This is a genomic window from Rahnella perminowiae (assembly GCF_019049695.1).
Taxonomy (GTDB): domain Bacteria; phylum Pseudomonadota; class Gammaproteobacteria; order Enterobacterales; family Enterobacteriaceae; genus Rahnella; species Rahnella perminowiae.
On the sequence record NZ_JAFMOT010000158.1, the window covers coordinates 21,587 to 35,297 of the forward strand.

Consider the following 13,711-nt stretch of genomic DNA (forward strand, 5'->3'; position numbering starts at 1 on the left):
CTTTATATTCATGTTGGAACTGATTATTCGCCGACCGGTGCTTTACAATGCTTCCTTGATGAAACATACGTAGATAAATAAATACCGCCCCCTAATAAACAACATATTATCAGATAGCCCGTCAGCGCCTTCTCCAGAGACCCATGATCCATCATTACGCTCAGGGAGAACGGGAGCCAGTTACCGACATATCCCACGATATAGAGCAGATTTATTATGTGTGCCCGCTGACGCTGTCTGGCCACCCTATTGACGATGGTTGCCGCACCAACCAGTATGGCCCCGTAGGCGAAGCCTTCCAGCATGACTGAAATGAACAAAAGCCCGGGACTTATTGCATAAACACTCATAAGTGCGAGTAAGACAGCTGCAAGCTGGGCAGTAACGCCTGTTCTTAGCGATGAATAGTGGTGCCTCTTTCTCATTATTAACTGGGTGATACCCGCCACAACCAGAAACGCAGAGAGTGAGTAGCTCACCCGTTGCACGCTGGTAATATGGAAATAGCTATGTGCCAGCGTGGGGCCCTGGGACATAAACGTAGAGGCCATGGCCCATGAAAGAAATATGGCCATGCAGCACACGGTAACGTCTCGCAAAGTAAGCCCCGGTGTCTGAACCGTGATTTTTTTCGATACATTCAGTACGGGGGGGAGGCTTTTATTTATCTGTAAACGATTATTCCAGACTGCGGCCACAGACATTACCACCAGAATAAGAAGGATAATGTAAGGGGCTTCAAGGGTATAAAAATGATGATGTACGATATTCCCTGTGACTAATGGTCCGATAGCCTGCCCCAAAATTAATGAAGCTGCGGCAGTCAGTGCCGCCGTGTTACTGACCTCCGTATCGAATATTTTAATCAATGACCGGTTAATATATGCCATTAAAATACCGGAACCCAATCCGGTTATAAATCTGGCAGAAATAAGCATGAGAATATTATCTGCAAACATCATAAGAATCGCTGAAAGCAGTACACACCCCAAACCTGCATATATCGGCCTGGTATATAACTCAGTCCTGATATTAACTTTAGCCGTCAATAATAATGCGAACAGAACGCCGGCGGCGTATACGCCAAATACTGTCATTATTTGTGACGCGCTGAATCCATATAAACGAATGTATACGGGATACAGAGGAGTAGGCAAACTGCTGCTGAGCATGCCGGAAAAAAAGGCCAGCGCCAGTGCCAGCCCTGCCCGTGATGATTGTCTGTCTGACATAGTAATTTCTGCTATTTGTGATGAATGGATACATTCTGTGAAAGTGAACAAAACGGTACCATAAACCCTCAGGCAGGGGATTCGGAGCGCAGGCAAACCCACTGTGAATCCGGTTCACAGGAGACAAAGGAAGAGGGAGAAACAACGAATGCCAGGCGGACCGGCAGGTTCCTCAGAGACGCCAGGGATGCCGGGCTATCTGTTTTTCCATGAATTCAATAAAACAGCGGATACGCGGGCTGAGATGCTGCCTTTGCGCGTAAATGACATAAAGAGGTTCCCTGAGCGGAGACCGGAATGCCTCCAGAAGCGGAATTAACCGCCCCTCTTTCACATCCTGGTGGATATGAAAGTCTGCCAGCCGGACGATTCCTTCCCCCCGGATGGCCAGATCACGAAGCAAATCACCCTGCGACAGTGAGGCAACGGGTTTGACCGGGAAGATAAGACTTTGCTGGCCTTCGGCGAACACCCAGTGATTCCAGTGGCTTTCAAAATTAAAGTGAAAACAGCGGTGGTCGATCAGTTCGCGCGGATGAGCAGGTGCGCCGTATTTTTCAATATAGGCAGGCGACGCACAGGTAACCCACTGGCTCTCACCGATACGACGGGCAATGCGGGAAGAACTGGCCAGCACTCCCCCATATATGGCCAGATCCAGACCTTTATCAAAGTCGTCACGGTAAACCGGCCCCGTTTCAATATCTACGCGTAAAGCCGGGTAAGCCTCTATAAAAGCAGGCAACCACGGCAGTATCTGATAGCGGGCAAAGGTGTTCATGGTCCGGATTTTAAGTTGCCCGCGGATACGGTTTGGCATGTTCTCAGCCAGCGAGTCCGCCTCGGCCATTGCATCCACCACGGCGCGGGCACTCTTCAGATAAACCTGCCCCTCTTCTGTCAGTGTTAACGTCCTCGTTCCACGAAAGAAAAGTCTGACCTGCAACCGGGTCTCCAGCCGTCTGATGAGTTTGCTCATTGCTGAAGGGGTCAGCCCGTTTGCCCGCGCAGCGGCAGAAAAGTTGCCGTATTCATAGGCCCATATGAATGCCAGTAGCTGATTGTAATTATCCATCTTGTCCCAGTTACCGATGTGATCCTTTTTGAACTGCCGGGGAAAACGAAACTACCACATCAAATCATCAGGCACTTTGAAATCAGCATAAGGATCTTCTTCATCCTGCTCTTCCTGACTCAGCGCACTGTTTAATACAATACTGCTGGCATCGCGCTGGGCAATCTTATCCGCCACGCTGGCAGGAATAATGGCGTACTGACTCTCGCCGCTGCCATCAGCAACCAGACGCGCGATGGCGAGACGGCCGCTAATCAGCTGAGACTGCGTGGCCTTATCCACCACCATTTTTTTAATCAGGTTATTATCGGTAAAGTTAAAATCTATATTCCCTTTTGGAATGAGAATTTTATTCATTTCAATCAGTTGCTTCACCTGAGCTTTATATTCTTTCGATAACGCGGCCTGTTTTTGTTGTTCGCTCAGTTGCTTATCACGCTCCATCTGCGCTTTTTTATTTTCTTCCACCGCTTCTCTTGCCTCACGCGCCTGAACACGTGATTTTTTCGCCGTTCTCTGGACTTTGGCCATTTTTTTACTGGTCACTAATCCCGCTTTCAGCAGTTGTTCTTGTAAGGAGAGTTTTGTCATTTTCGTTTCTAAACCGGTTGAATAATGCGGGGGATTATAACCGTAATTCCTGAGGCTATACAGGTTACAGCACCTTTTCATCTTCCGGCCGGACGTCGGCGGTTCTTTCGGTGGCGGCGTCAGTCTTATTTTTCTCTCAAGTTATGCCGGAAATTGCCGATACCTTTTCAGTTCTACGCCCGGATCAGTTCCTTTTATGTTGTACCGAACAGGAGAGCAAAATGGATGTATCGCAAATTGCATCGCTGGCAACCAGCCTCAATAGCCTGGATACCAGTAATCAGGTGAACAATATCCTGCTGAAAAAGTCACTGGATACTCAGCAGACGGCAGTAGCCAGTATGATTGATTCGATCCCGCAGTTGCCTGCTAACCCGGCGATCGGACGCAATATCAATACCACTGCCTGACCGGCGATCGGTTGTTGAACTTTGCCCAATAAAAAAGCCCGCCGGAGCACACCAGGCGGGCTTATTGCTTTTATATGCCTTTATCCCTTCGCGAAATTGGCCTGAATACGCTGTTGCAGATAATCTTCAGCGCTGATGGCCGGATATTTGGCCTGCGGCCCCAGAATTTCGACATCTTTGTTGGCCTGGCAGAAAAACGCCAGGCTGTAGCGCGCGCCCTGATATTCACCGGGCAGCGGACTTCTGACCCGGTGGAAATTTGACGGCAACTGATCGTCGCTCCAGCGCATCAGCATATCGCCGATATTGCAGGTGATCACGTCTTCACGCGGTTCGATACTGGTCCACTGCTGGCTTTCGCGATCCTTGCCCGGACACACCTGCAAGCCGCCCTGACCGGGACGCTGGAAGAGCAGCGTCAGGCAGTCGAAATCGGTGTGCGCACCGGCACGCCACATCCCCTGCTCTGATTGTTCAGTAGCGTAGTAATGCAGCATGCGCAGTGTACTCTGATAGGTTGGCTGATAAGGATCATGTGCCTGTTCGAAAAAGTGCTCCGGGAAACCCAGCCTCAGCGCAAAACAAGACAGCAATTTCATGCCCAGTTGCCAGCACTGTGATTCAAAACTCAGCATGGTATGTTTAAACGCAGGCAGTTCCTGTTCGTCTGGCCACAGCGAGGCCATCAGCGGCCGGGTAATCTGATAAGATTCCTTTTGATCCGGCGTTTTGGTTGACGGACGCACCTGAGATTTATTTTCCCAACCGGCGTTACGCGCCAGAGGATACTGAGCTTTCACGTCCTCAGGCAGCGCAAAAAAATCCTCTGTCATGCTGAATGCCTGGCGGATATCGTCCAGTGCGATACCGTGATTGCTCACCTGAAAAAAACCGATTTCCACGGCGGCCAGCCAGAGTTCATCGGCAATTTCGCTTTTCCGGTTTTCGAAATCTGCAAGATCAATGCAGCGAACTTCACGGGCAAACGTCTCTTCGCCCATCGCGCCCATTCCCGCTTCTTTTTCCAGTTCCTGTAAGGCATAGCCTGATGTTGATGTGGATTGTGTCATGATTTTTATCCTTCTGAATCAATAAGGTTAGCCCGCAGCACGCTGTTGCAGGATACGAACGGCAGACATGGCCTCATGGCGCATTGCCTCCAGGTCAAGCCCGGGGATGACATCGTTTTCGACGATAACGCGGCCGTTGACCATCAGCGCCTTAAGGGACGCCCGGCCGCCGCAGGCCACCGGCCCGATGGCCATGTCATGCAGGCCGAAGTAACGCGGGTCATCCAGCCGGTAAATGGCGATATCAGCCTGCATGCCCACCTGCACGGTGCCGCTCCGTTGCAGTCCGAGGATTTGTGCCCCGCCCGCGCTGCCCCAGCGCACCACGTCTTCAATGGATGCGGCGTCACCGCCCCCCTCAAACGTTCCGCCGTCATAGCGCGGTTTCGCCAGCATGCCTTTTCTGGCGCGCTGTAAAAGCCACGCAGCATGTGCTTCACTTTGCATATCCGCGGCCTCGTTTGATGCCGCGCCGTCCACCCCCAGCGAAACCGGAACACCCGCCTGTTCCAGCGCCAGCAGGTCAGCAATGCCGCTGCCCAGACGCCCGTTGCTTTGCGGACAATGCGCAATACCGGTGCGGGTTTGTCCCAGCAGCGTAATCTCCTGCGGCAATAACTTCACCAGATGCGCGAACCACACGTCATCGCCCAGCCAGTCATGTTCCGCGCAAAACTGTACCGGCGTCATGTTGAATTTCGCGCGTGCCGCATCGAGATAATCCACGGTTTCTGACAAATGACTGTGTAGCCGGATACCTAAACGGCGTGCCAGTTTCGCCATTTCGCGCAACTGCGCACCGGGTGCCGAATGCAACAACGTGGTCGGTGCCATCACCACGCGGCGCAGCGATGCCGGTTCAGGGTCGTGATAGCGGTCAACCAGCCGCTCCATGTCCGCCATGTAATGGTCGAAGCTTTCCGGACGCAATGCCTGCGGCAAATCCTGCTCAATCGCCCGCCCCTGCGTTGCCCCGCCCCGGCACAATACAATGCGCATGCCCAGCGCCTCTCCCTCACTGAACAAAATGTCCGAGGTATCAAACGGCATATCAGGCCAGTAGAGATAATTGTGATCCGCCACGGTGGTGCAGCCTGAACGCAGCAGTTCGGTCAGGCCGATGCGCACGGCGAGGCGAAAGGTGGATTCGTCAAACGTGGCGCGAAAACGGTAAGGCGTGGCACTTAACCACGCGGTCAGACTTTTGTTCAGCCCCTGCGGCTCGCCTTTGAGCAATGACTGAAACAGATGATGGTGAGTATTGACCCAGGCCGGATAGACCACGCAGTCACGCGCCTCAATCAGCCGTTCGTCGGGCAACGGGGTCAGAGTACCGATCGCCTGGATCACGCCATTACGGACACGGATATCCGGTCCGACGTGACGCGCGTCTTCTCCCGGCAGACCGGTCAGGATGGCGTGCGCATTTTTAATCAGCAATGAACAGGATGACATCGCAACGCTCCTCAAGGTTTAACCTGCATGTGCTCAACAAACTCAGTGGTATACGCCTGCTTCCAGTCGGTATCCGCATTCAGCAGTTTGGCACTCACCATGAAATCACGGGTTTTTTGCCAGCGGGCCTGCGTCATGGTGCCCCAGCCCTGTGTCGTCGCATCACCACCGTCAATCAGGTGATGTGCTTTGATTTGCTCAACGCCCCAGGCCAGCAGGTCGTCGGTCATTTTCGGATTGTCTTTTTTGATCAGCGCATTGCCCGGTGCCGGGTTTTGCAGATAACTCACCCAGCCTTCCATCGAGGCGCGCACAAATTTCGCCATCGCGTCTTTACGGCTACTGATGAGGTCCGGACGGGTGATCAGAATCCCGCCGTAAGGCGGATAGCCGTGCTCCGAGAAAAGGAAGAAATTGGATTTCACCCCGGCCTTCTGCGCCTGGAACACTTCAGAGCTGACATACGCCTGCTGTGCCACATTTTCGTCGGCGACAAACGGCTGAATATTGAAGGTATAGGGGCGAACCTGCGCATCGCTGAGCTGATAGCGCGCCCTGAGCCATGGCCACCAGGTGGATTGACCGGAACTGGACACCAGAATGGTTTTATCTTTCAGGCCATCAAGGGAGGTGACGGAGGCATGGGTCAGTAAACCCTGCGGGTCGTACTGAAAGGGAGCAGCGATCGCTTTGGCCTGAAAACCGCGCTGCACGGATTCGAGCAACTGGAGGTCATAACCGATGATCACATCAGCGCGTTTCGACAGCAGAAGCTGCATGCCGTTGATCTGCGGGCCGCCTGACTGAATACTGACATCCAGCCCGTAACGTTTGTAGAGACCGGTCGCCAGCGCCTGATAATATCCGCCCTGCTCGGCCTGGGCGTACCAGGAGGTCAGTAAGGCGATTTTCTCATCTGCCTGTGCCGCCAGGGAAAATGATCCCAGAATCAGCGTGCTCAGTACACAGCAAGACAGGGGAATGCGGGATATAGACTTCATTGCTCCTCTCCTAATCATCGCCGGAGGGAGGATAAGCACACGCGGCTCAGCCCCCCTGACCGGCTCAAAATAAACCGCGAAATGGTTGCTGAGCAATGTCCCGCGCCGTTGCCTGCGCTGACCGCTTCTACTCACATTGATCTATACAAAAAGGATGCCAACTTCGCCGGTGCGCTTCCCCGAGGCTTTGTGAGGGGATCGGGCCTGCGGAGCCTGCAACCTTTGATTCATCGCAGAGCGCGGAGCACCAGAACAGTGCATATCATTGCCGGTTGCGCCCCGGGGTCTGGATCTGACTGAACAACATCTCCAGCTGTTTGAGCATCATTGAGGCGGCCAGGGAAAGTTGTCTGGCCGGCGCAACGCACAAGGAGAGCGTGAAAGCTTTTAACTGAGGATCGGTCAGCGGAATAAACTGCAACTCGTGGCTGTGCACCTCATCCATAATATCGAGCCAGCACAGGATACCGATGCCGATTTTTTCTTTTATCAGCGAGCGGATCATATGGATGTTATTCGATACCGCAACTTCGTGGATCCTATCGCCATTGATATTCATCAGCGCCTGAACCGGCTCAGCCAGCATCAGCGGCGCTGAGGGCAGGATAAACGGATATTCCATGCACTGATTAAACCGTATACCGCTTCTGCCCCCGAGCGGATGCCCTTTCGGCACCACTACGCCCAAATCGATTTCGGCAAAAGCCCGCACCTGCAACTCACGGGAACTTTGCGGATTCAGCATCAGTCCGAAGTCGGCATCACCTGACATCAGCGCCTGCTGAATATCCACGTTGTTCATGGTCGTCAGTGTGAAGGAGATGTTCGGATAATCGAGATGGACCTTTTTCAGCATCGATGAGAAAAACTGCCGGTTAATGGCATCGATGGTGGCAATCCGCACATGGCCCCGCCGTAATCCCCGCAAGTCGTCGAGCTGTTCGCAGACGCGGGAGAAATCTTTTTTCCAGTTATTGGCCGCATGCAGCAACAGCTCACCGGCCGCCGTCAGCCGCAATCCGGTGGGATGACGCTCAAACAGCGGCATGGCTAATTCTTTTTCAACCCGCAATATCTGCCGGTCAATCGACGATGCGGCAACATGCAGGGTTTCGGATGCCTTACGGAACGATCCCTGGCGGGCAACCTCAGTGAAGTACAGCAAAAACCGGGAGAATGCGAACATAATGAGTGCTCTCTTTTATGCAACGGGACGTGCGAATCAAAGCGCTGGACGCAACAGCTTTATAACAATAACGTAGCTTTCATTGCAACGGGAACAATCGTTTCACTGCTTATCCGCCTGACCCGGTGCAGCAATGCGCATCAGGCAGCGGATGATGCGGCGAACACATTGACGCCGTTTTTTTATCAATGATCCATCAGCACAAGTACGGTAAATGACGATGAAAGATGCCGGATTAATCCCTGTTACCATTAAAACTGTCGATGTCAACGGTGTCGGGAATATGTCCTTACACCTGGTTGCGCAGCAAGGAAGCCGGTTACCGGCTTATTTACCGGGCGCTCACATTGACGTTTTTATTCCGCAACTGGGGCCGCGACAATATTCTTTATGCAGTGAACACAATGACGGGGAATATTATGAGATCTGCGTAAAACTGGCGGAACCTTCCACCGGCGGTTCGCACTTTATTCATCATCATTTCGCCCCCGGTGATCACCTGACAATTTCGGCACCGCGCAATCATTTCCCGCTGCCACAGGCCGGGCGATATTTACTGTTTGCCGGCGGAATCGGCATCACCCCACTGCTGGCAATGGCGGAAAAAATCACGCAGCAACAGATTGAATTTGAACTGCATTATTATCTCTCCGACACTGAAAAGGCGGCGTTTCTGCCGCGCTTAACCCGGCCTGCATTAGCACAGCATGTATTTTTGCATGACAGCAGCGCAAACGATTCCCTGCGCCACAATACGCCGCTGAGTTTGTGTCATCCGGAAGAGAATACGCAAGTGCTGGCCTGCGGCCCGGACGGCTTTATTGAGCGCCTTAAAGATATTATGCGCACGCATCACTGGCAGGAAAATCAATTATCTTTTGAGCGTTTCAGTAATACGAATCTGAATAATGAAACAGACAGTCAGCCATTTCATATTCAGCTGGGTTCCGGCGGGCCGCGTTATTTAGTCGGCCCGCGACAGACCATTGCGGAAGTCTTATTAAGCGCCGGCGTCGATATTATGCTGTCGTGCGAACAGGGTATTTGCGGTTCCTGTATTACTGACGTGATCGACGGTATTCCCGATCACCGTGACTGCGTACTGACTGAAGAGGAGAAAGCGGAGAACACGCAGATAACACTGTGCTGTTCGCGCGCCAAAAGTCCTGTTCTGATCCTCGACCTGTAATGTTAACGCGGAGCCTTATGATGCATATTCCCCCTCCCGCTTCGGCACTTAACGGTATTGCCAACGTTCGCCTCCCCGCATGGCTGCTGCCGGGGAACTGGCCTGTGAAAAATGGCGAGCCGGTCACGGCAGATATGCGCTTTCAGGCGGGCAAAATTACATCACTGATGCCCGCCGCTCCGTCTCAGGACGATCTGTGGAATGTGCACGGTACGCTGGCGTTACCGGGGCTGATTGAACCCCATGCGCATCTCGATAAAACCTTCACCCTTGCCCGCAGCCGCCCGGCAAAACCCGGTCTGCTGGCAGCCATTGAAACCCTGCATCAGGATCGTCAGCACTGGACGGCGGCAGACCTTCGCCGGCGTGCCGGCAAGGGGCTGGCCTGGGCGGCCGCAAACGGTGTGACCCGTTTGCGCACCCACATTGACTGGTTCGACGTGGTTCCCCCGCTGGCCTGGCTTGAGCTGGCCGGGATGGCCCCTGCGGATATCACGCTGGAACGGGTGGCGCTGGTACCGCTGAGCTTTTTCGCGGATGCCGAAGCGGCTGACCGCATTGCCTGCGCTGTTGCACAAAGCGGAAAAGACTGCCTGCTGGGCGGATTTATCCACTCTTCAAACTGGGATCCGGCGGCGATGACCAACCTGATGCGCAGTGCCTCACGCTGGCAACTGAATCTGGATTTACATATTGATGAGGAGCTTTCGCCGGTGGCGCATGGCCTGAGCTGGCTGGCGCGTTACCTTTCAGATAATGAATTATCAGAGCATGCCTTCAGCGGCCATATCTGTTGCAGCCACGGCTGCGCACTGGCCTCGGGCAGTGACCAACAGGCGCAGGATGTGCTGAGTTTGCTGGCGGCGCAGCGCGTCACGCTGATTGCACTGCCGATGACCAATCTGCTGTTACAGGACGCCGTTACGGGCCGCACGCCGCGCCAGCGCGGCATTACCCTGATTAAAGAAGCGCAAGCCTCGGGCATTCCGCTGCTGCTCGGCTGCGATAACGTGCAGGACGCTTTTTGTCCGGCAGGCAGCTATGACCCGCTGGATACGCTGAGCTGCGCCCTGTTCGCGCTTCAGCTGGAAAACGTCTTTGACCAGCAGTCACGGCTGATTTGTGATATCGCCGCACTGACCGGTGATATTCAGCCGGATCTGCCACTCGCGCCCGGCAGCGATGCCAGTCTGGTGCTCTTCCCCGGCAGCGACAGTATCACCTGGCCTTTACACAGTCCGGCCCGCCTGGTTATCCGCCACGGCAGGCTAACCCATCAGCGCACCTGGAATCAGGAGTTATCCCATGAGTCTTGACGCGGGAGCGGGCAAACCGCTCGCCAGATATGCCGCATGGCGTCGTGCCGGCGATTTCATCTTTCTCTCCGGCATTATTCCCGTCAATCCGCAGACGGCGACCATCGTGCGCGGTTTTCAGGATATCCCCGCCGAAGCACGCCTGCTGCTGGGCGAAACCGGCGAATTCTCGACCGATGCCAAACAGGGGCCGGTTCTGGCGCAGAGCTGGTATGTGCTCGAAAGCATCCGCCACACGATTGAAGAGGCTGGCGGGCAAATGAGCGATGTGATCAAGCTGGTGCAATATTTTCGCAATCTCGATCACTTCCCGTATTACAGCCGGGTGAGAAAACTCTTTTACACCGGGGAACCGCCGGTCTCCACCGTGGTGCAGGTCAGTGAAATGCTGCCAAACGCCGACGTGCTGATTGAAGTGGAAGCTACCGCCTGGTTGCCCCTGTCCCGCTAACCCCATAATTTCCGACTCAGAGGTACAGCATGATTAACGGTTATATTCCCGCAGCACGTTTTCTTCCTTTCCTGAGCTGGACGGCGATTGCTGCCCTGCCCGACAAAGCCAATACCGTGATCGTCTTGCCAACCGGTGCAATCGAGCAACACGGTCCGCATCTGCCGTGTTCGGTTGACAGTGTCATCTCCTCCGGCGTGGCAGGTCATGCGCTGGCGCGGCTGCCAGAGACGATCCCGGCTTATGCTATTCCTCCCGTCACGTATGGCAAATCTGACGAACATCTGAATTTCCCCGGTACCCTGACCCTGACCGGTGACACACTTTTGCAAACCATTTTAGAAATTGCCGAATCCCTTTACCGCGCCGGATTCCGCAAACTCTTAATGATCAACGGTCACGGCGGCCAACCACAGGTGTTGCAAATGGCATCGCGGGAAATGCGTCTGCGTCACGGCGACATGATCATGATCCCTCACGATGTGTTCCGCGTACCCAGCGTGGAAAATCAGTTCCTCAGCGCACAGGAGCAGAAGATGGCGATGCATGCCGGTCACAGCGAAACCGCAGTCATGCTGGCGCTGGCACCGGAATGCGTCCACCTCGAACAGGCGGTCGCCAATTATCCGCCGGAGTTCCCGTGTCCGACACTGTCATCAGGTCGCCCTGCCGCTGCCTGGGCTTCTTATGATTTTGGTCCGAGTGGCGTCATTGGCGATCCGACCGGCGCGACCGCTGAACAGGGTCAGGCCATTCTCGATTCACTGGCGGCAAGCTGGGCGCAGGCAATCACCGAAATCCACCACATGCAATGGAAAGTCCGCAGCGAACCGACCTGGGGAAAACACCACTGGAACGGTTTTGTGCAAACCAGCTTCACCCCTCCTTCGTCTTCTTGTGTCTCTAAATAAGGGAATTCTTATGATGAAAATACGGCGTAAACCGGCTTACACCCTGCTGGCCCTGTTGCTGGCCGGAGTTTCCGCTTCAGTCATGGCGGAAGAAAAATTCACCTTCCTGACGAACTGGTACGCGCAGGCGGAGCACGGCGGTTTTTACGAGGCGCAGGCCAAAGGGTTGTACAAAACCGCCGGTCTGGATGTCAGCATTAAAATGGGCGGCCCGCAGGTCAACGTCATGCAACTGATGGCCGCCGGACAGGCTGACTGCACACTCGGCGACAACGGTCAGGCGCTGGAAACCTGGCAGGCCGGGGTGCATGCGGTAACGGTAGCGACGGTGTTCCAGCACTCGCCGACGGTGTTTATCAGCCATGACAAAGTGGAAAAAGGTCAGGAACTGAAAGACAAAACCTTCCTGCTGGCCACCGAGGCTTATACCTCTTTCTGGCCGTGGGCGAAGAGTGAACTGGGACTGGCCAGCGCAAAAATCCGTCCGTACACCTTTAGCGTACAGCCCTTCCTCGCGGACAATAATCTGGTGCAACAGGGTTATGTCACCTCCGAGCCTTTCTCCGTTGAAAAAGGCGGCAAACCGTTTTACGTCTACATGCTCAGCGACTGGGGTTATCCGCCGTACGGCAATTCTGTTATCTGTATGGCCGACACTGTTAAAAAACGCCCGGCTGCGGTGGCTGCTTTCGTGAAAGCCTCGATGCAGGGCTGGAAAGACTATTTGCAGGATCCGACTGCAGGTAATGCACTGATCACCCAGGCCAATCCGCGCATGGGTGCCGACCAGATTGCCTTCGGCATTGCACAAATGAAGAAATATGAGCTGGTGACCGGCGGCGATGCACAAACCGGCGGTATCGGTATCATCACTGAACCACGGCTGAAAAAAACCTGGGACATGCTGGTGAAAAACAAGCTGATTGACGCGGATAAAGTGCCGTTTGAGCAGACGTTTACCCTCGATATGATCAAAGACGCGAAGGTTATGCCATGAATTCAGCCCCTAAACTGACCGTGATGAGCGATGTCCGCTCAGCCAATCCTCCGCCTGTACCCGCCATTGACGTGCTGTCGGCGGAGAAAATCTACAGCAACGGTACGCGCGCTCTTTTGCCGGTCAATCTGACCATTAATGAGGGTGAATTCGTCACCCTGCTCGGTCCGTCGGGCTGTGGCAAAAGTACGCTGTTGAAAATGGTTGCCGGACTGACGGAACCCAGCGACGGAAAACTGATGCTGTGGCGGCGCGACAGTCGTGAAAAAACCCAAGTGCCGCTGTCTTTTGTCTTCCAGGAAGCCACACTGATGCCCTGGAGCAATGTGCAGAACAACGTGCGCCTGCCGCTGGATCTCGCGGGCGTGCCGCGTGCCGAAGCCAATACCCGCGTCAGTGAAGCGCTGGAACTGGTGGGACTGGGTAAATTTGCCCACGTTCTGCCGCGCGAGTTGTCGGGCGGCATGCAGATGCGCGTTTCGATTGCCCGCGGGCTGGTGACGCGTCCGAAACTGCTGCTGATGGATGAACCCTTTGGCGCGCTCGACGAAATCACCCGCAACAAGCTCGACAGCGACCTGCTGCGCCTGTGGCGGGAACAGGGTCTGACGGTGGTGTTTGTCACGCACTCGATTCATGAAGCGGTATTTCTGTCGCAGCGGGTGATCATGATGGCCGCCCGGCCGGGACGCGTGGTAGAAGATATCGCCATTACCGAACCCTTCCCGCGCAACGAAGATTTCCGCGTCAGCCCCGCGTTTTCACGCTATGCGAAACAGTTGCAGGACAGTCTGCTGCAAGCCAGCCAATCGGGTATGGAGTAACAG

At 54.4% G+C, this 13,711-nt stretch carries 14 protein-coding genes; 7 read left to right on the forward strand and 7 right to left on the reverse strand.

Annotated elements, in window-relative coordinates; translation table 11 throughout:
• Positions 1-23: 23 nt before the first annotated feature.
• The 3 genes from J1781_RS04890 to J1781_RS04900 all read right to left on the reverse strand — a co-directional run bounded on the left by J1781_RS04890 (position 24) and on the right by J1781_RS04900 (position 2,898).
• Positions 24-1,232: an MFS transporter gene (locus tag J1781_RS04890; protein ID WP_217233282.1), complete on the reverse strand. Its 1,209-nt coding sequence runs from the start codon at positions 1,230-1,232 to the stop codon at positions 24-26.
• 172 nt (positions 1,233-1,404) lie between these two features.
• Positions 1,405-2,307, reverse strand: a complete 903-nt coding sequence (locus J1781_RS04895) for a LysR family transcriptional regulator (protein ID WP_217138421.1) — start codon at positions 2,305-2,307, stop codon at positions 1,405-1,407.
• Positions 2,308-2,358: 51 nt separating this feature from the next.
• Positions 2,359-2,898 carry a DUF2058 domain-containing protein gene (locus J1781_RS04900; protein ID WP_129955514.1) on the reverse strand — a complete coding sequence of 180 codons (540 nt, stop codon included), beginning with the start codon at positions 2,896-2,898 and terminating at the stop codon, positions 2,359-2,361.
• Positions 2,899-3,119: 221 nt separating this feature from the next.
• Between J1781_RS04900 and J1781_RS04905 the strand changes: the two genes are divergently transcribed.
• Entirely contained in the window at positions 3,120-3,308 is a 189-nt protein-coding gene (locus J1781_RS04905; protein WP_129955513.1) for a YjfB family protein, read from the forward strand.
• A gap of 80 nt (positions 3,309-3,388) precedes the next feature.
• Here the strand turns inward: J1781_RS04905 and J1781_RS04910 are convergent, their stop codons facing one another.
• The 4 genes from J1781_RS04910 to J1781_RS04925 all read right to left on the reverse strand — a co-directional run bounded on the left by J1781_RS04910 (position 3,389) and on the right by J1781_RS04925 (position 8,020).
• On the reverse strand, positions 3,389-4,378 hold the full coding sequence (locus tag J1781_RS04910; protein WP_129955512.1) for an isopenicillin N synthase family dioxygenase: 990 nt from the start codon (positions 4,376-4,378) through the stop codon (positions 3,389-3,391).
• A 27-nt stretch (positions 4,379-4,405) separates the two neighbouring features.
• Positions 4,406-5,833, reverse strand: coding sequence for an amidohydrolase family protein (locus tag J1781_RS04915; protein ID WP_217233283.1), 1,428 nt, complete (start codon positions 5,831-5,833; stop codon positions 4,406-4,408).
• A gap of 11 nt (positions 5,834-5,844) precedes the next feature.
• On the reverse strand, positions 5,845-6,834 hold the full coding sequence (locus tag J1781_RS04920; RefSeq protein ID WP_129955510.1) for an ABC transporter substrate-binding protein: 990 nt from the start codon (positions 6,832-6,834) through the stop codon (positions 5,845-5,847).
• Between the two features lie 262 nt (positions 6,835-7,096).
• Complete coding sequence (locus J1781_RS04925; protein ID WP_217138424.1) at positions 7,097-8,020, reverse strand: LysR family transcriptional regulator; 924 nt, start codon at positions 8,018-8,020, stop codon at positions 7,097-7,099.
• A 214-nt stretch (positions 8,021-8,234) separates the two neighbouring features.
• Here J1781_RS04925 and J1781_RS04930 point away from each other — a divergent pair, with 214 nt between their 5' ends.
• The 6 genes from J1781_RS04930 to J1781_RS04955 are packed head-to-tail and all read left to right on the forward strand — an operon-like array spanning position 8,235 to position 13,708.
• Positions 8,235-9,209: a PDR/VanB family oxidoreductase gene (locus tag J1781_RS04930; RefSeq protein ID WP_129991799.1), complete on the forward strand. Its 975-nt coding sequence runs from the start codon at positions 8,235-8,237 to the stop codon at positions 9,207-9,209.
• 20 nt (positions 9,210-9,229) lie between these two features.
• Entirely contained in the window at positions 9,230-10,525 is a 1,296-nt protein-coding gene (locus J1781_RS04935; RefSeq protein ID WP_217233294.1) for an amidohydrolase family protein, read from the forward strand.
• Positions 10,515-10,976, forward strand: a complete 462-nt coding sequence (locus J1781_RS04940) for a RidA family protein (protein WP_129955507.1) — start codon at positions 10,515-10,517, stop codon at positions 10,974-10,976. The genes J1781_RS04935 and J1781_RS04940 overlap by 11 nt, the downstream gene beginning before the upstream one ends.
• A 29-nt stretch (positions 10,977-11,005) precedes the next feature.
• Complete coding sequence (locus J1781_RS04945; protein WP_129955506.1) at positions 11,006-11,887, forward strand: creatininase family protein; 882 nt, start codon at positions 11,006-11,008, stop codon at positions 11,885-11,887.
• A gap of 13 nt (positions 11,888-11,900) precedes the next feature.
• Positions 11,901-12,884, forward strand: coding sequence for an ABC transporter substrate-binding protein (locus J1781_RS04950; RefSeq protein ID WP_129955565.1), 984 nt, complete (start codon positions 11,901-11,903; stop codon positions 12,882-12,884).
• A complete protein-coding gene (locus tag J1781_RS04955; RefSeq protein ID WP_129955505.1) occupies positions 12,881-13,708 on the forward strand; it encodes an ABC transporter ATP-binding protein in 828 nt (275 codons plus the stop codon). Before J1781_RS04950 ends, J1781_RS04955 begins: the two co-directional genes overlap by 4 nt.
• Positions 13,709-13,711 lie beyond the last annotated feature (3 nt).